Here is a 22,886-nt window from a genome sequence, read left to right on the forward strand (position 1 = left end):
CATCTACACGTTCATTCTATGGATATAGTCAACCGGATATTTCGGGTTGGCTTGGCGGATGATTTCGCCGTGTCGGCGATGAATTTTGCTGGCAGCACCGGCACCAAGGCCGATGACCGTGTGCAGTTCGTCCATTATACATATGTTATAGCCGCATTCTGTGCCGCGCTTACACCAACCGACGTTTTCTCCGTTTTCTGCCATTTGCTTTAGGCGGTATAAATAATATGGGTGGTATTGTGGAGGCAGGGCTTGTAGGGTGTGGTTGAGCATCCGGGATGGATGGCTGTTGTTTTGTGGGATAATCGGAGCGTCTCGATTTGCTGTTGCGCCTTTTTTATTTGCCATTGTGTGAACTGTGATATTTTCGGGGGCGAATGCCTGCACGGCACCCAAGGTTTCCTGAAAACCACTCAAATTATCGTTTGGTAAGCCTGCAATTAGGTCCATATTTAGTGCGGAAAACCCTATTTTTCGCACGGTTTCTACGGCTTTGTACACGTCTTGTACGCTGTGTTTACGGCCGATGGCATCAAGCACCGATTGATGCATACTCTGTGGGTTGACCGACACGCGCGTCACGCCATGATCGCGCAGAATACGCAAGCGCTCGTCATCGCATGTTTCGGGGCGGCCCGCCTCAACGGTGTATTCACGGAGAGATGACAGGTCGAGAGAGCATGCCAGCTTTGTCAGCAGCGCATCGAGCTGCACCGCCGACAGCACCGTTGGCGTGCCGCCGCCGATATAGAGATTGACAATGCGTTGTTTGTTGCCAGCGATGAGGCTTGCTTTTTGCTTAATTTCGCGGTATAGGGCCTGCAAATACGGCTCAATGAGCGGCAACTCGCGCTGTGTTGATTGGCTGACAAAGGAACAGTACCGGCAGCGCGACGGGCAGAACGGAATGCCGACGTAGACCGATATATCGTTGGGCTGCAGCATTGCCTGATACTCACGCGAAGCCAGCGCGGCTTGCAAACACAAGTCGGCACGCCGGGGCGAGACGTGATATTGTTTTTGTAATATAGTCAACACCTTTGACGGCGTTTTGTGTGTTTTGAGCAGCCTTGACGCCACACTTGCCGGTTTGACACCCGTTAATGAACCCCATGCCGGCGCGTCACCGGTGGCAGCGACGTAAGCGCGATAGAAAGATTCGCGGATGAGTTCGCGCAGCTGACGTTTGTGTTCGAGAGTTGGAAGAGCAGGCGCAAGTTTCCGCTGTGTTTTACCAAGCGGACGCGCACTGTACGCCCCTACATCGTTAATGGACAACCGCGTGGTGACGATGTATGTATCGTCGCGGACTGTTAATTTGCTTATACAATGGCCGGTGATATCGCGGGACAGCAGCATGAGGGCGCTTTGCTGGACGCTGTATTTGTCGATGTGACCGATGGTTTCGATGGTTAGCATGGCACACACTCAACCCGATACCCATAAGGCAGGGCGAAATCCGGCGGCAGATTCGGCAACATGATGGAATCCGCGGGTTGTCGCATCGGTGAGCGCAACCCCACCGCCGGCACTGATAATCGCCATAGGGAAGTGCGCGAATTCACTGCCGGGTGACCGTTGCCACCACAACCGCACTGTGCCGTCGACACAAGCCAAGTCACGCTGTTACTGTCGGCAAAGGTTTCGCCAACCGGCGCCGACGGCAGCACCGTTTCTGAAGCAAGCTCCGTTTGTGCGGTAATCTCCACTTGCGTGAGCCGTACGGATTCATGGCTAGTATTGCGATTGTTACACCCACTGATTGTCAGTGCCAGTACAACGAAAAATAAAATTGCGGCGCACGTTTTCATACTCTTCCCCACTTCCGTTTTGCTGTTTTATTCTACCACAAACAATGCGATGTTGCAACGCTGAATTCATTTACGGCGGCTTTTGAAATTCCCCCCTTGACAATCGCGCCCGATATGATAAAATGACGGTAATCAAACTTTATCGGAGGTACATGAATATGCAGAAATTTCCCATCGGCGTAATTCTAGATTCGTTCCGCGCCGGATTTCAAGGCGGCATTGAAAAGGCTAAGGCTCTTGGTGTACAAGGATTGCAAATCTATGCCGTGCACGGCGAAATCGCACCCGAAAATCTCACGCCGGCCAAAACGGCTGAGTACCGCAAAATGATTGCTGATGCCGGCTTAGTTGTCAGCGCGCTGTGCGGCGACATGGGCGGCGGATTTACCAAACCGGCTGAAAACCCTGCGAGGATTGAGAAATCCAAGCGCATTATTGACGTTGCGCTGGAAATGGGCACCAATATCGTTACCACGCACATTGGCGTTGTACCGCAGGATAAAAATGAAGAGCGGTTCAAAATTTTGCAAGAGGCTTGCAATGAGCTGGGCGAGTACGCGCAGAAACACAACGCCTGGTTTGCCATTGAGACAGGTCCCGAGACATGCAACACATTGGGCGCATTCCTCGACTCCCTGGACAGCAAGGGCGTCGGCGTAAACTTCGACCCCGCCAACCTTGTCATGGTCGTGGCTGATGACGTCGTGGCCGGCGTACATCGCTTGAAAGACTATATCGTGCATACCCACGCCAAGGACGGTGTAATGTTCCATCAAGTTGACGCTCGCGTGACGTATGACAACTTTACACATGAGGGGCTTGCCGAATTAGGTGAGTTGTTCCGCGAAGTGCCGCTGGGTGAGGGCGGTGTTGACTTTGACGGCTGGATTGGCGCGTTAGATGCCATCGGATACCACGGCTTCTTGACCATTGAGCGCGAAGTCGGCGACACGCCAGAAAAAGACATCGGCTTGGCGGTAGACTTCCTGCGAACCAAGACGGCTAAATATCAGTAGGCTGATTCTTAGTGTCAGAAAAACCGGGCAGCTTGGCTGTCCGGTTTTGTTTTGGTTGTCACGCCTCGTGTACGGCGGCTTTTCGATGATTTTTCGCGGGCTATGTCAGGTCGCGCCCTGACCCGCCCCCTCCAAAATCAATCGGCCGCCTACTCGGCAGCTCTCAGCCCCCGCAGAAAGTGCATCGCTCACCTTCGTAGCGGTTATTGCAGGCCTCGCAACGGTGCAGGATGGTCCGCGGTTTTTTATCGTCGCGACGGTCATCTTGCCATTTGAGCATTTCGTACATCTCTTCGAGCCGATATTTGATGTTTTCTTGATCTGCGCGCAGGCCTTCGAGGCGGATAAACAGCGTCAAGGCAATCGAGCCGACAGCTAAAGCGAGCAAGAAGCCGAAAACGCTCCGCAGCTCGTATGCCATCCACAGGCAGGCAATAAAGGCGACCAGCCAACTGGCAATGGTGACGGCTCTGATGTTTTTCATGATCGTTCCCCTCTTCTGTTTTTGGATGCGCCGATGAAATATAAAATGGGCAGCACAAGACCGAAGGGCATATCAAAAATACTCGAAATTGTTATGCGTCCGTGTACGTCCATGAAATATGTACTGCCAAATTCGTCGGCAATGCGCAACGCCACCCAAAGTACAGGCAATGCAATAACCAGTGCCATTTCAATGATAACAAAGATTTGCAGCAATCTGGCTTTTAGCACGTTGCGCCAATGGGTTACGGCCATAATGCCCATCAAAAGCATATAGCCCGCCAAAAGAAACGACACGATATAATAGAAACTCCATATCCCGCGCATGGTTTCGCCGCCGAAATCTTGCAGCCAAACATTCATATCCGCCAACGTCAGCGGTGCATACATAACCCCGGCTGCGCCGAACACGATGTATAAAATGCCAACGACCAAAAGAAACCACCGTCCCGACGGCTTGCTGTTTGTGATGGCGTGGGCGTAGCGCGGTTGGGGCTGCCATGTTGATTGTTCGGCCATCGGCGGCGGTGTTGTTTTCGCGCCGCATTTGGCGCAAAATTGCTGTTGCTCTTGCGCGACCGTGCCGCAAGTTGTGCAGGTCATATTATGTCCTCCTTGTTTTTTCTATATTTCCGGAGCTCATTTTTTTCCGGGCAGCTGTTCGGCTGCTCTATTTGTCCAGCACAATATTATCCGTGCCGTTGCGTTCGAATTCGAGGATATAGTCCGAGATGCGGCGGCTGAGTTCTTCAATATCTTCTTCGTCAAGCGCGGCGGCCTGCATATCGCGGCGCGCCAGTTCTTCAGCGAGGATTTCGAAGAAGACAACGTTTTCGTAGTCTAAAATCACTTCATGAATACCGCCCTCACAGAATTGCTGCGACGGAATGCTCTGCCGTCGGAATTTCTCGACCAGCGTCGGCATATCGACAGCAGCGCATTGCTCAAACAGCAACGACTCCACTTCGTCGAACTCGACAATGCGGTCGTTGGCATCGCGTGTAGAATTGATGATCCAGTTGCCGACATACGCCAGATCGAGCAGGCGGCGAAATTGCTTGTCGGTCAGTTCCAGTTTCATTGTTTCACCTCGCGCAAGCGTGCCGCTTGACTCCATTTTCTGAGTGACGTTGAGCAACGTCCTTCAAGTCTGCCCGCTTTTTACTGAATTAATTTAAGAATATAAGTATTATACACTATCGGCGCAAAACTGGCAAGAGGCAAAACTTCCCCTTGCCAATTTTGGCAATCCGTGATACAATGACATCAAACGTCAAAAGATACAGGAGTGACCACTATGCTGACACCCAATGAAGTGATGAATCAACGGTTCGACAAACAGAAATTCGGCGGCTATTCGCTCGACCAGATCGACGCGTTTTTGAAGCGTCTGACCGAGGATTATGCCACGCTCTATAAGGACAACACCTTGTTAAAGTCCAAAATGAAGAGTCTCGTCACAACGATTGAGGACTATAAACGCGTAGAGGAAGGTATGCGCAAGACCTTGCTCAATTCGCAGAAGATGGCTGATTCACTCATCCAAGAGGCGCGGGTCGAGGCAAAGCGCATTGTTGAGCAAGCCGGTGCTACCGTCGCGGGCACGACCGGCGACTTGGAAGAACGTGTCCACCGCGAAGAGGCACGTTTGCAGCAAGTTAAGCAGCAGACGGTGGCCTTCAGCAACGTTATTCGTGAGCTGTTTGCGCGTCAGTTGCAAATGTTAGAGGCTGTACCGTCGCACGTTGACAGTGAAACGCCCATCCCGCATGAGGACACCGAGCGCCATCTCTCGGAAGCGGCGCGTGAAATTGAGCAAAATCTAAACGCACAGCTTGACAGCGCGAAAGATACCATGTCCTTTGCCTTTGTGCAAGGCGGCGGTGAGCCGGTTGCCCAAGATACTGAACTGCTTCCCAACCTGCCGACCAGTTTTCCCTCAGAGACCGTCTTTACGCCGACAGCGTTTGAGCCACCGCAACAGCCGCAGCCCGCACAGCCCGAACCGCCATTTGTGACCGCTTTTGCGCCACCTGCTGCGTCAACGGCTTCGATGGACGACTTATTCCAATTTGAACCGGCACCACAAGAGCCGGCGTTCCCGCAAACAACGACATTGCCGCAACAAGACAACACACTGCCATTTGAGCCGGTCCTGCCGGAAACTGTTACTGCGCCGGATGTGTTTGCACAGCAAGACCCATTTGCGCCGCAGGCCGCAGTGCCTTCGCAGACTCCTGCTGCACAAGAACCGCTGCGATTTGAGCAAGATATGCCGACAACCCCGCAGGCAACAACTGCTCCGCAGACCGCGGCTTTTGAACTACCCTCATTTGCGCCGCCGGTAGCGACTGCGCCGCAGGAGCCACTCTTCCCGCCGGCTTCCCATCCTCAAACGCAGACCCCTACTTTCGATATGCAGCCCCCTACCCCGCAACCGACAGAGACAGAACCATCGCCGGCCGCTAACATCAGTACCACGGCATTGCAAGACACCTTGACCCGCTTGCGTCAGATGGACAACAGCGGTTTCCCGAATGCCAACGCGCAGACTAAAGACGCAGAAGAAGTTCTGCAACGTCTATTGCACGGCGGTAATGAGGCCATGGCAAAAGGTGTAGAAGACACTACGGCGACCTTGCCCAAGATTGATTTTAATGCGCTGAATTTCGGTAGCAATTATAAACCCGGAGACAATTCATAAAATGGACTATAATGTAACTGTAAATTTACCTAAAACCGACTTCCCGATGCGAGCCGGTTTGCCGCAGCGTGAGCCTAAGATGTTGGCCGATTGGGGCGATGTCTACGGACAATTGATGGCACGCAATGCCAATGCACCCAACGGAAAATATATCATGCACGACGGCCCGCCGTTCTCCAACGGCGACATCCATGCCGGGCACGCGCTGAATAAAATCCTCAAAGATTTTATTGTACGTTACCGCAATATGACAGGCTTTCAGGCACCCAATACGCCGGGTTGGGACAACCACGGTCTGCCGATCGAAAGTGCCATCATCAAAAAGCAAAAACTCAACGCCGAGACACTCTCTCCGGTGGCGTTTCGCGAGGCTTGTCATGCTTTTGCGCAGGACTATGTCAACCGTCAACGTGACAGTTTTATCCGTCTCGGTGCACTCGGCGACTGGGATAATCCCTATTTGACCATGGCACCTGCCTTTGAGGCGCGCGAGGTTGAAGTCTTCGGCGCAATGGCAGAAAAGGGTTGTTTGTACAAGGCATTGAAGCCGGTGTATTGGTGTGTGAAGGACCGCACGGCACTGGCTGAGGCTGAAATTGAATATCAAGAAGAGGACTGTGAGTCGGTTTATGTTAAATTTGCCGTCAAAGACGGCAAAGGGATTATTAACGACGCATACTTTGTCATTTGGACGACAACGGCATGGACGCTGCCGGGCAATATGGCGGTCTGCTTGCATCCGCGCGCCGATTATGTGTTGGTAGAGGCCGGCGACGAGAAATATATTTTGGCCGAGGCGTTGGTCGAAGCTGTTTCTAAGATTGCCAATTGGGATTGCTATACTGTGTCACAGCATTTTAAGGGCAACGAGTTGGAACATATTGTCTTGCAGCATCCGTTTTTAGATCGCGACAGCTTGGTCATCATGGGCGAGCACGTTACCACGGAGAGTGGTACGGGCTGCGTACACACGGCGCCGGGGCACGGTGTCGATGACTTTAATGTCTGTCAGAGCTATGGTCTTGAAACCATTGTGCCTGTTACCGACAAAGGTATTATGACTCAAGAGGCCGGGCCGTTTGCGGGGCAGTATTACACCAAGGCGGCGAAGAATATCATCCAAGCCTTGCGTGACGACGGCACATTGCTCGTCAGCGATGTTATCCGCCACACCTATCCGCACTGCTGGCGGTGCGGCGATCCGATTATTTTCCGCGCCACCGAGCAGTGGTTTGTCAGCATTGACGCCATTCGTGACGCGGCGTGTGGGGCTGTTGACGCTGTAGCGTGGCTGCCGGCGTGGGGCAAAGAGCGCATGAATGCCATGATTGTCGAGCGCAACGACTGGTGCATTTCGCGCCAACGTAACTGGGGTTTGCCGATTCCTGCATTTTTATGTAACGACTGTCCCGGCTATTTGGTCACGCCGGAAAGCATCGCCAAAATAAGCGATATTTTTAAGCGAGAGAGCAGCAATGCTTGGTTTGCCCGCGATGTCGCCGAGCTGTTGCCCGAAAAGGCAGTTTGTCCACTGTGCGGCGGCAACAATTTGCGCAAAGAGACCGATACGCTGGACGGTTGGTTTGACTCGGGCTGTACGCATGCTCATGTGTTAGAGGCGTTTCCGCATATGCGGCGCCCCGCTGATTTATACATTGAGGGCAATGACCAGTTCCGCGGCTGGTTCCAAAGTTCGCTCTTGACCTCAATTGCGGCGTACGGTAACGCGCCTTACAAAACAGTTGTTACTTGCGGCATGGTTGTTGACGGCGACGGCAAAAAGATGAGCAAAAGCTTGGGCAACGGCATTGATCCGATTGACGTTTGCAATGAGTTCGGTGCCGATGTGCTGCGACTATGGTTTGCGTCTTGTGATTATCACAACGATGTGCGCTTTTCTAAAGATTTGATCAAGCAGACGGCAGAGAATTACAAGAAGATCCGCAACACGGCGCGTTTTATTTTAGGCGTATTGAGCGATTTTGAGCCGAATACGATGGCTGTGCAATTAGAGGAGATGTTACCGCTTGACAAATACATTCTCTCACGCTTGAACAAACTGATTGAGAAAGTGCTGTTAGGTTACGAAAGTTTTGATTTCCATGCCGTTTCGTATGCTTTGCACAACTTTTGCGTAACTGAGATGTCGAACTTCTATCTTGATGTGCAAAAAGATACCCTCTATTGCGGCGCAAAGGCCGAATTGCCCCGCCGCAGTGCGCAAACAGCGTTGCATATTATCTTAGGTGCGCTTGTACGGTTGATGGCACCGATTTTGTGCTTTACATCGGAAGAAATTTGGCAGGCTATGCCGCATAGCAAAGACGATGCCGAGATGGCATTGTTTGCCGGTATGCCACAAGCCAGTCCGCTGTCGAGCTTGGGTAGCGAAATGGCAAACGCTTTTGAAGTGCTGCTTGCCAAACGCGATGAGGTCAATAAGGCACTCGAAGAAGCGCGCGCAGCAGGCGGAATCGGCAAATCGTTAGAGGCTTCTGTTTCCGTTGCTGAAGGTGCCGAAATTTTGACAATTCTTCGAAAATGGCAGGATTTATTGCCGAATTTATTCATTGTTTCGAACGTTACACTTTCTGAGGGTGAACCTATTATCACTGTCAAGCCTGCGGAAGGCGAAAAATGCACGCGTTGCTGGATACAGAGCGCATCAGTCGGTCGCAACGCCGCGCATCCCGAGCTCTGCGCTCGTTGTGCTGAGGTTGTCAGCACGTTATGAGCAAAAAGCTGACGTTGCACGGCTTGCAGTTGCTGGTGTTTGCTGCGTTGCTTGCTGTTGACCAGTACACCAAATGGCTGGTGCTTGCCGCTGAGCGGCGCGGGGCGGCGATGCCCTTTTGGTCGCTTGGTGGTGTACTTGATATTATTGTCACACGCAATCACGGCGCGGCATTTGGTATGTTGCAAGGCGGCGGTATTTTCTTTCTCATTATTGCAATCATTGCCGCGGCCGTCATTGGCTTTATTCTTGGCAAAGGCTACGTCAAAAATCCGTGGGGCGTATGGGGCATGATCTTGATTGCCGCGGGCGCGCTGGGCAACGCTGTTGACCGCATTCTGCACGGCTATGTTGTCGATATGGTACGTCTGCTGTTTATCAACTTTGCCATCTTCAATGCCGCTGATGTTTTTATTTCGGCCGGCGCAGGCATGATGTTTATTTATCTGTTCTTCTACTATGAAAAAGAGCGCGGCAAAAAGACTTGATGTACAAGAAGCCGACGTCGGGCTTCGGCTCGACGTCTTTTTGGCGCAGGCATTGGCAACCAGCCGCAGCGCGGCGGCGCGGCTGATCGACGGCGGCGATGTTGTCAACTTGCGCGGCCACGCTTGTAAGGCGGCGCAAAAAGTCGAGCTTGGCGGACAATATGACATTACATTGCCTGCGCCGACGCCGGCAACAGCTGTGGCGCAAGATATTACATTAGATATTGTCTACGAGGACGATAGCTTGCTTGTCATCAACAAGCCTCGAGGCATGGTGGTGCACCCCGCTCCCGGCCATCCTGACGGCACATTGGTCAACGCTTTGCTGCACCATTGCGGCGAGAGTTTAACGGGTGTTGGCGGTGTGGTGCGGCCGGGCATTGTGCATCGATTGGATAAGGATACATCGGGACTGATGTTGGTTGCCAAGACACAGGCAGCCCACGAGGCGTTGTCGGCGGCATTGAAGGCGCGGCAAGTCACGCGCATTTATCACGCACTTGTTGTTGGCAATCTTAAAAACGATTGCGGCACAATTGACGCGCCTTTAGGGCGGCATCCCGTCAAGCGCAAGCAGCAAGCTGTTGTATTGAGCGGGCGGGCGGCTGTTACGCATTATTGCGTCATCATGCGCTATCCCAAGCATACACTGGTGCAGTGCCAACTTGAAACAGGGCGTACACACCAAATCCGCGTACATATGGCACATATTGGCCACCCCATCGTGGGCGATCCGCTGTATGGTTCTGGAAAATTGGGCAAAGACAGCCAAATACTGCATGCTGCCGAGCTGCGATTTGCACACCCCGTCAACGGCGAGGCGATGGGGTTTAAGGCAGAGTTGCCCGAATATTTCCAAAAGGCATTGCGCGGACTTTAACTTGACTTTTTCCGTGTCATGTGGTATAATATATCCATGTGCGGGTGTGTATGCAGGCGCCTGTTATCTATTGTGACTTGACACAAAGGAGGCTTATATGGCAAAAAAAGAATCACGAAAAGACGTCTTGGGCGCTTTTAAGAAAACATTGGCGTGGGTCGGGCGCATTGTCGGCTCACTGCTGTTGATTATACTCACCACCAGCGCGATTTTGGCAGTGATCGGTGCTGTCTATATTGACCGGCATCTCGGCGAACAAGTGCTGGGTTTTAATTTGCGCGAATATCAGCTCGATATGTCCAGCACCATCTATCACCGTGATGCCAGTGGACAATGGGTAGAACTAGAGCAACTTGCCGGCATTGAGCACCGTGTTTGGGCGCGGTATGAAGAGTTTCCCCGGCATCTCGTACAGGCCGCGATTGCTATTGAAGATCAGCGTTTCCTTGAACATAACGGCGTAGACTGGCGGCGCACAGTCGGCGGCTTTTTAACCATGATGACGGGCGGTTCGCAATTCGGCGGCTCGACCATTACGCAGCAGGTCATCAAAAATCTGACTGAAAACGACGAAGTGACCGTCACGCGCAAACTCAATGAAATTATGTTGGCAATTGAAGTTGAACGCAGCCATTCCAAGGCTGACATCATGGAGTTGTATCTCAACACCATTTATCTCAGCCAGGGCAATTACGGCATCCGTACGGCAGCGTATTTCTACTTTGGTATTGAGGATTTGCAGGAATTGACCATTGCACAATCGGCAGCTCTCGTCGGCATTACCAATATGCCTGCGTTTTTCTGTCCTATTCGCAACCCCGAGAATAACCGCGCACGGCAGGAAACCATCCTGTATACTATGCGTAACCAAGGCTTTATCACACAGCAAGAATACGAAGAAGCTTGGGACGAAGAGTTAGAATTTCAAACCAATCGCGGGCTGCGGGCCGGCGGCGGTGAACGGCCTGTTCACGCCACTTATGTTGACCAAGTCATTGTTGATGTCAGCCGCGCTTTGGCAGAAGAACGCGGTATTCCCATCAATGAGGCGCGGCAGCTGATTTTTACAGCCGGATTTAATATTCATATCAGCATGGATATGGATGTACAGCGTACGTTGGAAGAAATCTTCCAAGACGACGCCAGCTTCCCAAACGTGCGTAGTTTGGACATTCCGCAAGCTGCCATGACGATTATCGAGCCAGGCACCGGGCGTATTCTCGGCATGGCGGGCGGGCGCGGCGAACGCGAAGGGCGTATGATTTTGAACCGTGCTGTATCCCGGCGGTCGCCGGGCTCGGCCATTAAACCGATGTCGATATTCGCACCGGCGTTGGAATTCCATGGCATGAATCCCTACTCTCCCATGCTCGATGCTCCCTTGCGACTCAACGCACGCGGACAAATGTGGCCACAAAACTCGACATCGCTGCCCGGTCGCCGCGGACAAATGCTCGGCAACATGACAATGACCGATGCTTTTGCTTTTTCAATCAATACGCCGACGGTGCGAACTTTACATGATATTATCGGCTTGAACGAAGCCTTTGAATTTATGACATCAGACACTGCCGGTTTGGGCTTCAATCTCGTTTCGGAAGATGGCGGTTTTACCGATATCGGATACAGCCCGTTGGCGTTGGGCGGCTTTACGCGCGGCGTGACAACGGTTGAAATGGCGGCATCGGCGGCTACGTTTGTCAACCGCGGCATCTTCAACGAACCGCGTACCTTTGAGTATGTCGTAAACAGCCGCGGCGAAATCATCCTTGACAATCGTGCCAATGTCGGCCGTGCGGTAGTTTCTGAGTCTACGGCATGGTATATCAATTATATGATGGTCGACGCGGTGCGGCGCGGCACAGCACCGGCTGCACGAAACGGCGCAGGGGGCGAAAACCTTGCCAACATCCCTGTCGGCGGTAAAACGGGTACAACTGATAACAATTTCGACCGTTATTTTGTCGGATACACACCCTATTTTGTCGGCGCAGTGTGGTTCGGCTTCGATGAGCCGCAGGAAATCCGGCTTGATTTTACACACAATCCCAGCGTCCACCTCTGGCGTAATGTTATGGGGCGGTTGCACGCGGGGCGGTCACGCAGTTTTGGCAATTTGGTCTCAGAAACGCAAGAGTTTTTTGAACTGCCGACAGAGCAGGTTGCCATCTGTTTAGATTCGGGCAAGCTTGCCGGTGCCGCTTGTCGTGAAGACCCGCGCGGTGGTCGTGTACAAACCGTCACACTGGTGGCAAGCGCCGTGCCGGAAGACACTTGTGAGGTGCATCAATCTATACACGTTTGCCGACAAACAGGCAATCGCGCTACGGCCTCTTGCAGCAGCACGCGACGAATCGGCGTACTGGCATTAAGCCGGCAATTCCCCATGCGAAACGTAAATTTGGTTGATGAGGCATTTGTGCTGCATTCAGCACGGGAAGCGTTGCGACCCGGTTACCATTATGCTAATGGGCGCGGGGCATTCAACAACCAGTGTCCAGGTTGCAGAGCCGCGCCGCCGCCTGCGCCTGACCCCACACCCACCCCTGATGCGCCGGCAGCGACACCAACGCCGCCCGCTGCACCATCACCAACGCCACCGCCTGCCGCACCGTCACCAACACCGCCGCCCGAACCACCGTCTCCGACACCGCCGCCCGAACCTTCACCACCTCCTCCGCCGGATGACGATGAATAAATAAAGCCCCGCCGATTGGCGGGGCTTTATATTGTGAGTATGGCGCTGTTCTCTTTTGCCTGCTTAATTTCTTTCAAACCACGCAACACCAATTGTGTCTTGCTCTGTTCTGTTGCCGGTGCGTACCAGCAATTCCTCGGCCAGCGGCTGTCCATTGATCGATATCGTCCACCGAGCCGCATTATCTACATAAAACGTCATACCGCGCAGCGAATCAATGGCCGGGTTCGAGTCCAATCCAAGTTGCGGGTCATCAATGGCCGTTATATCAATATTTCGCCCTGATGCCTCATACGCCAGATGGTCACGCACACGCAGATATTCTAAAAGCCGAGATGTGCGTGTCACCAAAATGTCGCCGCGTTCATATCGCTCGGCCAGACGTTGTAAGCCTTCCACGGCAGAACTGATAAAGGGGAAGTAATAGTTTGCGCCGCCGAAGTGTTGTGATACAACGACAGGTAACCTGTTTTCCACCAGCAAGTCAAGATTTGCATCAGATAACTGTTCATGCAAACCATATATGCTCCACCCCGGCGTATAACGGTGAAATCCCCATAACGTCTGCCCGTCATGCAGCGTTGTCGGATACAGGATGTCGTGCCGGCCAAAGCTGGTGTCATTATGCGAACCCCAAATAAATTTTATTCCGAGCGGGATGGTAATATCGGTGTGAAATGCATCGGTCCCCGGACGATCACCCGAGCGATATGACTCGACTCCGCGAGTTTCAATATTTTGTGTATTTGCCGCGTTGCCATGGTTGATCCAAACCGTTGGATAAATGCCGTGTTCACGCAATGCCGCTACGCCCCGCTCGGCCATTTCACGGCTGAATAAATGCTCACTTTCATCCACACGAGTAAAGTCTCCCCAGGTATGAATACTGTCAATCCAACCCTTCTCCCAGTAATGCACAATCATCTCGGCATCCTTGACAACATCGGACGTGCCCACAAACCATGACATTACGGCTTCCGATCCGTTTCCATGCCGATCGGCTACCAAAGGGAGATCGCTTGCCATATACATCCAAAAAGAATCGGCAATATCCAACCCCAGACCCAAACCCATATCGGTCATCTCGCGGGTATTCAGAAATTGATGGTAGGCAGTGAATTGTTCCGGCGTTGCAGCATCGATGTCAGAGCTGATGGCCAACATCGCCCGATACGAGTAGGGGAAATCACGCAGCTCTGCCACATCGCTACCCGCTTCATCCCCTGCGGCACAACCTGTCAAGCTGACAACCAAGCAAATCGAGAGTAGCAAAACAATACGTTTCATGCCCAAGTCACACTCCCTTTATCCTCAAACATGATCGTCTCTTTCAAGAAAGCAATGGCCTTTTCCAGCCCTTCGCGCGGACTCATTAAGCTGTCCTCATGCTCAATGCTAATGGCGCCGTCGTAACCGCACAAGCGCAATGTCGAGAATAAGTCTTTCCACATTTCAGTGCTTTGCCCGTACCCAACGGTGCGGAACAGCCACGAGCGATTGGCCTCATCGCCGTAATGACGGATATCAAGCACGCCGTTGACAGCGGCATTGTGCGTAATTTTTGTGTCCTTGGCGTGAAAATGGTAAATCGCGCCTTCCAACGCCCGCGCACACGCCGATGGGTCCATGCCCTGCCAGATCATGTGCGACGGGTCAAAGTTCGCACCGATTGCAGTTCCGCCGACAGCCTCCCGCAAACGCAGCAGCGTTGCGGGACTGTATACGCAAAATCCGCCGTGCGGTTCAAGCGCAATCTTCGTTACGCCGTGGTCGGCACAGAATTTCGCCATCTTTTGCCAGTACGGTACGAGGATTTCCCACTGATAATTCAGTGCCTCCATATACTCGCCCGGCCACGACACAACAGGCCAGTTCGGCGTTGTGTCACCCGGCGCACCGCCGGGAATGCCGGAAAAACCGATGACGGTATCAACGCCCAGCATTTCCGCCGCCAACACAGCTTTTTCAAATTGATTGTGATAATGCTCCGCTTGTTCTTTCACCGGATGTACAGGGTTACCGTGGCAGCTAATCGCCGACACTTCCAGCTCATTGCGCGCTAGAATGTCTCTGAATTGCTGCCGATAATTTGCATCGGACAGAAATTTTTCCGTCTGCAAGTGGTCATCGTTGGGGTAGCCGCCCGCACCAATTTCCACGCACTGCACACCTTGGCCGTGCAAGTAAGCCGCCGCTTGCTCAAACGGCATATGGTATAAACAAACTGTAAACACGCCTAGTTTCATTTTCTAATCCTCCTACGCAAAAAACACCGGCTGGCCCGACTCTGCCGACGCATAAATCGCCTCTAAAATCTCGGTTACAACCAACGCCTCTTCGGGTTTGACAAACAAGTCTTTGCCTTCGCGTACCGACTGAATCCAGTGATAGGCTTCCAGTTCATTCGGGCAACTGCTTGCGCCCTCGTAAAAGTCCACGCCGCCGCTTGCTAAATCGGGGCGCGTAATAATCTGCTTACCCAAATCGACACTATTAATACGCAGTCCGTCACGCATATCGGCACCTGCTTCGGTGCCACACAGCGTGGTAATCGCCTCGCCCTGTTCCAGCGTATTCAACGCCCAGCTTGACTCGACAATTACCGTCGCACCATTCTTCATCACAACAAAGCCAAACGCCGAGTCTTCGACTGTAAACTCATCGGGGTTCCAGTCGCCAAACGGGTTGCCGGTATCTTTGCACTTGTCGCGGAACTTTTTATAGCTCGTACCGACAGCATATGCCGGCTCATAATTGTCCATCATCCATAACGTCAAGTCCAGCGCATGCGTTCCGATGTCAATCAACGGTCCGCCGCCCTGCTCCTCTTCGTTGAGAAACACACCCCATGTCGGAATGCCGCGCCGCCGTAAGGCAATTGCCTTGGCGAAGTAAATTTCGCCCAAATCGCCGCGCTTGCAAACCTTGTTCATGTACAAGCTGTCAGGCCGATAACGGTTTTGGTAGCCAATTGACAGCAATTTCCCTGTTTTCTTGGATGTTTCAAGCATTTTTCGCGCGTCTTCCGCCGTTTTCGCCATCGGTTTTTCGCACATAACGTGTGCGCCGGCTTCCAGTGCAGCACAGGTAATTTCGCAATGCGACTTATTGGGCGTACAAACGTGTACGACATCCGGCTTAACTTCGGCAAGCATTTGCTTGTAATCGGTGTACGCCTTGGCGTCCTTTGAACCGAATGCGGCCTTTGCTTCTTCGGCGCGAGCCGAAATAATGTCGCAAAATCCGACCATTTCGACCATGTTGAGTTTGTGAAGTGACGGCATATGCTTGCCGTTGGCAATGCCGCCGCATCCGATAATAGCTACGCGTGTTTTGTTCATGGGTTTGTCCTCCAATATTTTTTTTAGTTTGTTTATGTATGTTGCCGTAGAGCGCTTGTTTTCAAAACCCTATGTTTACCATTCTCCGTTTAAGTATTTTTCTATATCGTCTGCCGGTATTTCACAGCGTGCAGCAACTTCATTGACTGACATGCCGCTCGACATAAAACGTTGGATAACTTGAAGGAATTTTTCTCCAACTTCGAGAATATGTCCATCCAAATCATAAATATGAACAACTCTTTGCCCCCAAGGCTGTTCAACCATTCCACCTTTAACAAACTCAACATTTGGATAGTTTTCAACCTTTGTAACAAACGCATTAAAATCATCTGCTTCAAAGACTAATTCCATATTATGGGAGCGGGGCATAACACTTTCTTTTGGTACACCAATGATTTCATTAAAATCTTGTTGTAAAGCAATTCCACCCTTAAAACTAACATTGACACCCCAATCAGTATCAATTTCCAATCCCATTAAATCTTGATAGAACTTTTTTGATGCCTCAATATCTTTCACAGCCAAGCATAAAGCTTCATATTTCATTCATTTCACCTCCTGCTTAACTTTGCACCAATCCTTACAATTGCACCGTCTCCGCCATAATATCCGCCCCTAGAAACAGCGATGCCAATGCCGCAAATCCCGGCGCACTATCACTGACAAAATAGCGGTCTTCACCACTTCTTCCTGCCAACGCATTCTGCCCGCGCAAAACATCTAACGTCGCCAACGCTGCCTCATGCCCCGCGTCAATCAATGTCACTTGCTTGCCCATCTCGGCAGCAATCAGGTCTGCCAGCAGCGGATAGTGCGTGCAGCCTAAAATCAGCGTATCGACGCCGCTGTCACGTAACGGCGCAAGGTATTCACGCGTCACTGTTTCAGCCACAATATCGCCGCGATGCACCCGCCCGTTTTCCACTAGCGGCACAAACAACGGACAAGCAACGCTCATCACGGTATACGATTGGTCAATGGCGTGCAAGGCGTTGAGGTAAGCGTCGCTATGAACCGTTGCCGCTGTGCCGATGACACCAATTTTACCATTCATTGTCGCACGCGCTGCACGGTTGCAAGCTGCTGTTACCACGCCGATGCAATCTTGACTTTGCACACTGTCAAACTGCGGCAGTGCTACGGCGCTCGCCGTGCCGCACGCTACAATAACGGCCTTAGTATCAAAAGCTTGTAAGAAATCCAAAGCTTGCTGCGTATATGTAAGGATTGTCTCGGGCGCACGTCCGCCATAGGGCACACGACCCGTATCACCAAAATACACGACCCGCTCGTTTGGCGCAACGCGGTGCAAGGCTCGCACCGCCGTTAGTCCGCCCAAACCGGAATCAAATACGCCAATGGCTCGATTGTCCATAATTCACTCTCCCAGCGAAATGTTGAAAATGAATTTTTCAACATGCCCGCTGTTGGTATTATATAGAAGTATGCCGTATGTGTCAACACATTTATGGGTACATCTACTAAACCTATCTACAGACGCATAGTGCGTGTCACGGCACGCCAAAACTTTACATAGATTTTACGAGTTTTATATGTGCTCTTGCTTTACGCTTGTCAAAATTTACGCTACACTGTGTTCGACAACATCAAACAAGAAAAGGAGAAAATCAACATGAAAAAAATCATCACTTTGGTTCTGGTACTCATGATGGCAACTACTTTGCTAGTGGGGTGCAACGGCAATAACGACAATAATCCTCCCACAGGAAATGGCAACGGCGGCGCAAACAACTTCGACACCAACGCGCTCATCGATGTTATTACGCGCGAAGAAGGCAGCGGCACACGCGGCGCATTTGAAGATGTCTTTGATGTAGACATCAGCCAAGAAGCCGATGTTATCCCCTCAACCGGCGGCGTTCGTGCCGCTGTTTCCGGAAACGTCAACGCCATCGGTTACATCTCGCTCGGCGCGTTGACAGATGAAGTACACGCCGTTCCCATCGACGGCGTTACGCCCAGCGCAACCGCTGTCCGCGACGGCAGCTACCCGGTCTTCCGTCCTTTCATTCTGGCTTACCAAGACGGCAGTTTGTCTGATTTAGCACAAGACTTCCTCAACTTTATCATGTCGGCCGAGGGCCAAGCCATCATTGAAGGTGAAGGCTATATTGCTGTTGATTACAACGCACCCGCCTTTGAAAGCAACGGCGCAAGCGGCTCGATTACCGTAGAAGGCTCGACTTCGGTTGCCCCTGTTATGCACGAGTTGCGCCAAGCCTATCTCGCCATCAACAGCAGCGCAAACATCGATGTACAAGAGGGCGGCTCAGGCGCCGGAATCACGGGTGCGATTGACGGCACCATCGACCTCGGCATGTCCAGCCGCGACCTGCGCGACGATGAAATTGTTAACTATACCACCATCGCCCTTGACGGCGTCGTTATTGTTGTAAATCCAACTAACCCCATTACAGGTCTGACTATGGAGCAAGTTTACCAAATCTACGCCCACGCGCAAACGCGTTGGAGCGCAGTATTCTAACCGATCTCTCCTCCAATGGGCGAAGGGTGCGGTTCACCGCATCCTTCCGCCTGTATATTCATCCATGAGGTGTACTTATGCAACGCGCCAAAATCTTAGAGTCTGTTATGAAATATGTTTTCATGGCATCAGCATTTACGGCCATCTTGGCAGTGGTGCTCATTTGTCTTTTTTTGTTTATCAACGGCCTTCCTGCTATTTTTGACATTGGTCCAGGCAATTTTTTAGGCGGCACAGAATGGCTTCCACGAGGGACACGCGCTGACCCAACGCCCTTATTCGGTATTTTACCCATGATTTTGGGCAGTATTTACGTCACAGCGGGCGCCATTTTGTTTGGCGTGCCCATCGGCATTATGACAGCCATCTTCATGGCACGTACATGCCCCCAATGGCTGTATAAGTTCCTCAAACCTGCCATCAATTTGCTGGCAGGCATTCCGTCGATTGTCTACGGCTTTTTTGGCATGATCGTCCTCGTACCGTTTGTGCGTGAAAATTTTGGCGGGCGCGGGACAAGTATGCTTACAGCATCACTCCTGCTTGGCATTATGATTTTGCCGACAATTGTCGCCATCAGCGAAAACGCTCTGCGCGCCGTACCGGACGAGATTTATGACGGCGCAGTCGCATTAGGCGCCAGCCACCAACGTGCCGTCTTCTTCGTGGTGTTGCCTGCGGCACGTTCGGGCGTTATGGCGGCCGTCATTTTGGCCATCGGTCGCGCTGTCGGCGAAACGATGGCCGTCAACATGGTGGCCGGCAACCAGCCAGTTATGCGTACACCGGACGAGTTTCTCATGGGTGTGCGAACACTGACGAGCAACATCGTTATCGAGATGGGTTACGCCGGCGGATTGCATCTTGACGCGCTGGTGGCAACAGGCGTTGTTCTGCTCGTTTTTATTTTTCTCATCAATATACTCTTTTCTATTTTACGGAAGGGAGGAACAAGATACTAAATGAGTGCTTTATTGCTACGGCTAAAACAATCAGCAACACGCAAGCGCAAGCCGCTCGACATAGCATTATCTATGATGGTCTGGCTCTCGGCGGCATTTACTTTGCTGATTTTAGGCTTTCTGTTGCTCCATGTATTGGTCAACGGCATCCCTCATCTACTCCGCCCCGGACTCTTTTCAACACAATGGACAACGCAAAATCAGTCTATGTTCCCCGCCATTATCAATACAGTCATTTTTGTTTTCTTTTCGCTCATGGTTGCCGTGCCGCTCGGCGTATTCACCGCCATTTATTTGGTCGAATACGCCAACCGCGGGAATAAATTGGTCGGTATCGTGCGTATGATGGCCGAGACACTGGCGGGCATTCCGTCAATCGTCTACGGGTTATTTGGCTTTATGATGTTTCGCAACTTCATGGGTTGGGGTCGTTCATTATTGGCGGGCGGCTTCACGTTAGCAATTATGATTCTGCCCGTTATTATCCGCACAACTGAAGAAAGCCTCAAAGCTGTTCCGGATAACTATCGAGAAGGCTCGTTCGGCCTGGGCGCGGGTCGGTTGCGAACGGTGTTCCGCATTGTTTTGCCATCGGCAATACCCGGCATTGTCGCCGGTGTGATTTTGGCGGTCGGGCGTGTTGTCGGCGAAACGGCGGCATTGATTTTCACCGCCGGCACGATGCCACATGTCATTGACAGCCCCACGGCATCAGGGCGCACGCTGTCGTTGCACATCTACTCAAACATCATGGAGGCGACCAACGACGATGTCGCTTACGCCACGGCAGTTGTTCTGCTGTTGCTTGTCATCGGCATCAACGCCTTGTCATACGGATTGGCTAAAATCAGCACAAAAGGCAGGAGAAAATAAAATGAACGAAACAATAACATTTGAACTCAAAAACGTAAATCTATGGTATAATGATTTTCAAGCACTGCACAATGTCAGCCTTGACATCATGGCAAGAAACGTTACGGCATTCATCGGCCCGTCGGGCTGTGGCAAATCAACCCTGCTCAAATGCCTTAACCGCATGAACGACTTGGTCGAAGGTTGCAAAATTGAGGGAAAATTCCTCTTGGATAATCAAGACATTTATGGTAATATAGATGTAAACATGCTGCGCAAGCGTGTCGGTATGGTATTTCAAAAGCCAAACCCGTTCCCCATGAGTATTTATGACAACATCGCCTACGGCCCGCGCATGCACGGCACAAAAAAACGCATTCTTTTGGACGAAATTGTGGAGAAAAGCTTGCGTGATGCAGCCATCTGGGATGAGGTCAAAGACAGATTAAAAAAGTCGGCGCTTGGTTTGTCAGGCGGGCAGCAGCAACGGCTTTGCATTGCGCGAGCGTTGGCGACCAACCCTGAGGTGTTGCTGATGGACGAGCCGACCAGCGCGCTCGACCCTATTTCAACCACTAAGATTGAGGAATTGATTGGCACTTTGAAGCAAAAGTACAGCATTGTCATTGTCACGCACAACATGCAGCAAGCGGCGCGTATTTCTGATGTAACGGCGTTTTTCTTGATGGGCGAACTCATCGAGACCGGCAGCACCGAGCAAATTTTTTCCAACCCACGTGAAAAACGGACAGAGGATTATATCACAGGGAGGTTTGGGTAGATTTTCCGTACACGAAACGCGACACTACTATAACACAGGAGGTACATCAATATGGGACGACCGACATTCGAACGCGAACTCAAAACCTTACAAATTGAACTCATTGACATGGGCAGCGCAGCAGAGTCCGCCATTGAGGAGTCCATCAACGCGTTCAAAAACTACGACGTTAACGCATGCAAAGTCATCATCGAAAACGATGAAATCATTGATGAGATGGAAAAACGCATTGAATCTAAATGTCTGTGGCTCATTGCACGCGAACAGCCCATTGCGTCGGATTTGCGTAAAATTACGACGGCACTGAAAATTGCTGCCGAGATGGAACGCATTGCCGACCACGCCGTTGATATTGCCATGCTGACCATCCGCATCACTGAGAAAAACGCCTTTGCCGACAGCGTTGAAATCCTACAAATGGCAGCTGTTTCCGTCGAAATGGTGCGCGATTCCGTCACTGCTTATGTCAATGCTGACTTGGAGTTGGCCAAGAATACAGAGGTGCGCGACGATAAAGTAGATGACTACTTCAATAAAATCAAGCACGACATCGCCGCTGTTTTTTGCGCACAGCCGGACAAGATTGACGGTGCGATTGACTACCTGCTCATTGCAAAATATCTTGAGCGCGTTGCCGATCATGCTGTCAATATCAGCGAGTGGGTCATTTTTTCGCAAACCGGCGAGCATAAAAACACCTTAATTTTCTGATGAGTGCATTGATTTATATCGTTGAAGACGACGAGAATATCCGCGAAATGATCGCTATGGCCTTGACATCGTTTGCCTACAACGTCAAGGCGTTCGACAATGCCGAAGATGCCATCACAGCAACGCAAGAAACGATACCCGACTTGTTTATCTTCGATGTCATGCTGCCCGGTATGAGCGGCATTGATGCCACGCAAACCCTGCGCAATACACCGCAAACGCAGGATGTCCCAATCCTCCTCTTAACTGCCAAAAGCACCGAGTTTGATAAAGTAACAGGCTTCAATTACGGTGCTGATGACTACGTCACTAAGCCGTTCGGCGTCATGGAGCTCGGCGCACGGATACGGGCATTGTTACGGCGGTCGAGCAAGGCATTGTCAACGGTAACAACAACGACTGTGGCGGGTGACTTACAGCTCAACCACAGCACACGCGAAGTCACACAGAAAAATATGACGCTGACGCTGACGTATAAAGAATATGAACTGCTTGCCATGCTGGTGCGCTTGCGCGACCGCATTGTGCCGCGCGAAGAACTGCTCAATGCCATTTGGGGTGACGATTTCTTCGGCGAATCGCGCACACTGGACATCCACATACGCACATTACGGCAAAAATTGGGCGACGATGCCGACAATCCGCGATATATTAAAACGCATCGCAGTGTAGGTTATCGGTTTATAGGTGAATAATTATGTATTATGTGATTATTGCTGTCACTGCCGCGCTCTCACTCTATTTATTTGCAGGGCGACTATTCATCAAATCAAGGCTGCGTCCCTTGAACCGGCTCGTCAAAAAAGTCACCACCGGTGATGACGACAACTTTGAACCAAGCCATAACTACGATGTCGACAAAATTGCTCTGCGCATCCAAATGTTGCATCGCGCGTTATCTGCAACACAAAAATCA

23 protein-coding genes are annotated in these 22,886 nt (G+C 51.6%); 13 read left to right on the top strand and 10 right to left on the bottom strand.

The genetic code is table 11. From position 1 onward, the window contains the following. Positions 1-3: 3 nt before the first annotated feature. Both hemZ and FWE06_07045 read right to left on the bottom strand, forming a co-directional pair. The gene (gene hemZ, locus FWE06_07040; GenBank protein ID MCL2546931.1) at positions 4-1,419 is read right to left on the bottom strand and encodes a coproporphyrinogen dehydrogenase HemZ; all 1,416 of its coding nucleotides are present in this window, start codon (positions 1,417-1,419) and stop codon (positions 4-6) included. Then, entirely contained in the window at positions 1,413-1,811 is a 399-nt protein-coding gene (locus FWE06_07045; GenBank protein MCL2546932.1) for a hypothetical protein, read from the bottom strand. Before FWE06_07045 ends, hemZ begins: the two co-directional genes overlap by 7 nt. A 158-nt stretch (positions 1,812-1,969) precedes the next feature. Between FWE06_07045 and FWE06_07050 the strand changes: the two genes are divergently transcribed. Then, complete coding sequence (locus tag FWE06_07050) at positions 1,970-2,827, top strand: sugar phosphate isomerase/epimerase (protein MCL2546933.1); 858 nt, start codon at positions 1,970-1,972, stop codon at positions 2,825-2,827. A gap of 163 nt (positions 2,828-2,990) precedes the next feature. On the opposite strand, the gene FWE06_07055 is transcribed toward FWE06_07050, so the two are convergent. The 3 genes from FWE06_07055 to FWE06_07065 all read right to left on the bottom strand — a co-directional run bounded on the left by FWE06_07055 (position 2,991) and on the right by FWE06_07065 (position 4,391). Beyond that, complete coding sequence (locus tag FWE06_07055; GenBank protein ID MCL2546934.1) at positions 2,991-3,311, bottom strand: hypothetical protein; 321 nt, start codon at positions 3,309-3,311, stop codon at positions 2,991-2,993. Continuing rightward, positions 3,308-3,913, bottom strand: coding sequence for a zinc ribbon domain-containing protein (locus FWE06_07060; GenBank protein ID MCL2546935.1), 606 nt, complete (start codon positions 3,911-3,913; stop codon positions 3,308-3,310). Before FWE06_07060 ends, FWE06_07055 begins: the two co-directional genes overlap by 4 nt. Before the next feature lie 67 nt (positions 3,914-3,980). Further along, a complete protein-coding gene (locus tag FWE06_07065) occupies positions 3,981-4,391 on the bottom strand; it encodes a hypothetical protein (GenBank protein ID MCL2546936.1) in 411 nt (136 codons plus the stop codon). Positions 4,392-4,607: 216 nt separating this feature from the next. Here FWE06_07065 and FWE06_07070 point away from each other — a divergent pair, with 216 nt between their 5' ends. From FWE06_07070 to FWE06_07090, 5 genes are all read left to right on the top strand, one after another. After that, entirely contained in the window at positions 4,608-6,014 is a 1,407-nt protein-coding gene (locus tag FWE06_07070) for a DivIVA domain-containing protein (protein ID MCL2546937.1), read from the top strand. Position 6,015: 1 nt separating this feature from the next. Further along, positions 6,016-8,748: an isoleucine--tRNA ligase gene (ileS, locus tag FWE06_07075; GenBank protein ID MCL2546938.1), complete on the top strand. Its 2,733-nt coding sequence runs from the start codon at positions 6,016-6,018 to the stop codon at positions 8,746-8,748. Beyond that, positions 8,745-9,236: a signal peptidase II gene (gene lspA / locus FWE06_07080; protein ID MCL2546939.1), complete on the top strand. Its 492-nt coding sequence runs from the start codon at positions 8,745-8,747 to the stop codon at positions 9,234-9,236. The genes ileS and lspA overlap by 4 nt, the downstream gene beginning before the upstream one ends. Beyond that, on the top strand, positions 9,208-10,116 hold the full coding sequence (locus tag FWE06_07085; GenBank protein ID MCL2546940.1) for an RluA family pseudouridine synthase: 909 nt from the start codon (positions 9,208-9,210) through the stop codon (positions 10,114-10,116). The genes lspA and FWE06_07085 overlap by 29 nt, the downstream gene beginning before the upstream one ends. A gap of 97 nt (positions 10,117-10,213) precedes the next feature. Then, complete coding sequence (locus FWE06_07090) at positions 10,214-12,814, top strand: transglycosylase domain-containing protein (GenBank protein ID MCL2546941.1); 2,601 nt, start codon at positions 10,214-10,216, stop codon at positions 12,812-12,814. 63 nt (positions 12,815-12,877) lie between these two features. On the opposite strand, the gene FWE06_07095 is transcribed toward FWE06_07090, so the two are convergent. The 5 genes from FWE06_07095 to murI form a co-directional block, all read right to left on the bottom strand. After that, entirely contained in the window at positions 12,878-14,101 is a 1,224-nt protein-coding gene (locus FWE06_07095) for a hypothetical protein (protein MCL2546942.1), read from the bottom strand. After that, positions 14,098-15,060 carry a sugar phosphate isomerase/epimerase gene (locus FWE06_07100; protein MCL2546943.1) on the bottom strand — a complete coding sequence of 321 codons (963 nt, stop codon included), beginning with the start codon at positions 15,058-15,060 and terminating at the stop codon, positions 14,098-14,100. The genes FWE06_07095 and FWE06_07100 overlap by 4 nt, the downstream gene beginning before the upstream one ends. 12 nt (positions 15,061-15,072) lie before the next feature. After that, entirely contained in the window at positions 15,073-16,155 is a 1,083-nt protein-coding gene (locus FWE06_07105) for a Gfo/Idh/MocA family oxidoreductase (protein MCL2546944.1), read from the bottom strand. Between the two features lie 75 nt (positions 16,156-16,230). Then, complete coding sequence (locus FWE06_07110; protein ID MCL2546945.1) at positions 16,231-16,704, bottom strand: glyoxalase; 474 nt, start codon at positions 16,702-16,704, stop codon at positions 16,231-16,233. A gap of 34 nt (positions 16,705-16,738) precedes the next feature. Then, positions 16,739-17,533 (bottom strand): glutamate racemase, encoded by a 795-nt coding sequence (murI, locus tag FWE06_07115; GenBank protein ID MCL2546946.1) that lies wholly within the window; start codon positions 17,531-17,533, stop codon positions 16,739-16,741. A 258-nt stretch (positions 17,534-17,791) separates the two neighbouring features. Between murI and FWE06_07120 the strand changes: the two genes are divergently transcribed. The 7 genes from FWE06_07120 to FWE06_07150 form a co-directional block, all read left to right on the top strand. Then, positions 17,792-18,664: a substrate-binding domain-containing protein gene (locus FWE06_07120; GenBank protein MCL2546947.1), complete on the top strand. Its 873-nt coding sequence runs from the start codon at positions 17,792-17,794 to the stop codon at positions 18,662-18,664. Positions 18,665-18,741: 77 nt separating this feature from the next. After that, a complete protein-coding gene (pstC, locus tag FWE06_07125) occupies positions 18,742-19,626 on the top strand; it encodes a phosphate ABC transporter permease subunit PstC (GenBank protein MCL2546948.1) in 885 nt (294 codons plus the stop codon). 72 nt (positions 19,627-19,698) lie between these two features. Then, entirely contained in the window at positions 19,699-20,499 is an 801-nt protein-coding gene (gene pstA, locus FWE06_07130) for a phosphate ABC transporter permease PstA (GenBank protein ID MCL2546949.1), read from the top strand. A 1-nt stretch (position 20,500) separates the two neighbouring features. Next, complete coding sequence (gene pstB / locus FWE06_07135; protein ID MCL2546950.1) at positions 20,501-21,259, top strand: phosphate ABC transporter ATP-binding protein PstB; 759 nt, start codon at positions 20,501-20,503, stop codon at positions 21,257-21,259. Between the two features lie 51 nt (positions 21,260-21,310). Next, complete coding sequence (phoU, locus tag FWE06_07140) at positions 21,311-21,970, top strand: phosphate signaling complex protein PhoU (protein MCL2546951.1); 660 nt, start codon at positions 21,311-21,313, stop codon at positions 21,968-21,970. Further along, the gene (locus FWE06_07145) at positions 21,970-22,665 is read left to right on the top strand and encodes a response regulator transcription factor (GenBank protein MCL2546952.1); all 696 of its coding nucleotides are present in this window, start codon (positions 21,970-21,972) and stop codon (positions 22,663-22,665) included. Before phoU ends, FWE06_07145 begins: the two co-directional genes overlap by 1 nt. A 2-nt stretch (positions 22,666-22,667) precedes the next feature. Beyond that, positions 22,668-22,886: hypothetical protein (locus tag FWE06_07150; protein ID MCL2546953.1), on the top strand; the 219-nt coding region annotated here is incomplete at its 3' end.

The sequence above is a fragment of the Oscillospiraceae bacterium genome, assembly GCA_009780275.1.
GTDB lineage: Bacteria > Bacillota > Clostridia > Oscillospirales > UBA929 > WRAI01.

What these genes read in the sequence shown, in the direction of transcription:
- FWE06_07060 (MCL2546935.1), bottom strand. Translation starts at nt 3,913, where the DNA reads ATGACCTGCACAACTTGCGGCACGGTCGCGCAAGAGCAACAGCAATTT.
- FWE06_07120 (MCL2546947.1), top strand. Translation starts at nt 17,792, where the DNA reads ATGAAAAAAATCATCACTTTGGTTCTGGTACTCATGATGGCAACTACT.
- FWE06_07110 (MCL2546945.1), bottom strand. Translation starts at nt 16,704, where the DNA reads ATGAAATATGAAGCTTTATGCTTGGCTGTGAAAGATATTGAGGCATCA.
- pstB (MCL2546950.1), top strand. Translation starts at nt 20,501, where the DNA reads ATGAACGAAACAATAACATTTGAACTCAAAAACGTAAATCTATGGTAT.
- ileS (MCL2546938.1), top strand. Translation starts at nt 6,016, where the DNA reads ATGGACTATAATGTAACTGTAAATTTACCTAAAACCGACTTCCCGATG.
- hemZ (MCL2546931.1), bottom strand. Translation starts at nt 1,419, where the DNA reads ATGCTAACCATCGAAACCATCGGTCACATCGACAAATACAGCGTCCAG.
- lspA (MCL2546939.1), top strand. Translation starts at nt 8,745, where the DNA reads ATGAGCAAAAAGCTGACGTTGCACGGCTTGCAGTTGCTGGTGTTTGCT.
- FWE06_07055 (MCL2546934.1), bottom strand. Translation starts at nt 3,311, where the DNA reads ATGAAAAACATCAGAGCCGTCACCATTGCCAGTTGGCTGGTCGCCTTT.
- FWE06_07070 (MCL2546937.1), top strand. Translation starts at nt 4,608, where the DNA reads ATGCTGACACCCAATGAAGTGATGAATCAACGGTTCGACAAACAGAAA.
- pstC (MCL2546948.1), top strand. Translation starts at nt 18,742, where the DNA reads ATGCAACGCGCCAAAATCTTAGAGTCTGTTATGAAATATGTTTTCATG.
- FWE06_07085 (MCL2546940.1), top strand. Translation starts at nt 9,208, where the DNA reads ATGAAAAAGAGCGCGGCAAAAAGACTTGATGTACAAGAAGCCGACGTC.
- murI (MCL2546946.1), bottom strand. Translation starts at nt 17,533, where the DNA reads ATGGACAATCGAGCCATTGGCGTATTTGATTCCGGTTTGGGCGGACTA.
- FWE06_07045 (MCL2546932.1), bottom strand. Translation starts at nt 1,811, where the DNA reads ATGAAAACGTGCGCCGCAATTTTATTTTTCGTTGTACTGGCACTGACA.
- FWE06_07095 (MCL2546942.1), bottom strand. Translation starts at nt 14,101, where the DNA reads ATGAAACGTATTGTTTTGCTACTCTCGATTTGCTTGGTTGTCAGCTTG.
- FWE06_07145 (MCL2546952.1), top strand. Translation starts at nt 21,970, where the DNA reads ATGAGTGCATTGATTTATATCGTTGAAGACGACGAGAATATCCGCGAA.
- FWE06_07090 (MCL2546941.1), top strand. Translation starts at nt 10,214, where the DNA reads ATGGCAAAAAAAGAATCACGAAAAGACGTCTTGGGCGCTTTTAAGAAA.
- FWE06_07105 (MCL2546944.1), bottom strand. Translation starts at nt 16,155, where the DNA reads ATGAACAAAACACGCGTAGCTATTATCGGATGCGGCGGCATTGCCAAC.
- FWE06_07050 (MCL2546933.1), top strand. Translation starts at nt 1,970, where the DNA reads ATGCAGAAATTTCCCATCGGCGTAATTCTAGATTCGTTCCGCGCCGGA.
- phoU (MCL2546951.1), top strand. Translation starts at nt 21,311, where the DNA reads ATGGGACGACCGACATTCGAACGCGAACTCAAAACCTTACAAATTGAA.
- FWE06_07100 (MCL2546943.1), bottom strand. Translation starts at nt 15,060, where the DNA reads ATGAAACTAGGCGTGTTTACAGTTTGTTTATACCATATGCCGTTTGAG.
- FWE06_07065 (MCL2546936.1), bottom strand. Translation starts at nt 4,391, where the DNA reads ATGAAACTGGAACTGACCGACAAGCAATTTCGCCGCCTGCTCGATCTG.
- pstA (MCL2546949.1), top strand. Translation starts at nt 19,699, where the DNA reads ATGATGGTCTGGCTCTCGGCGGCATTTACTTTGCTGATTTTAGGCTTT.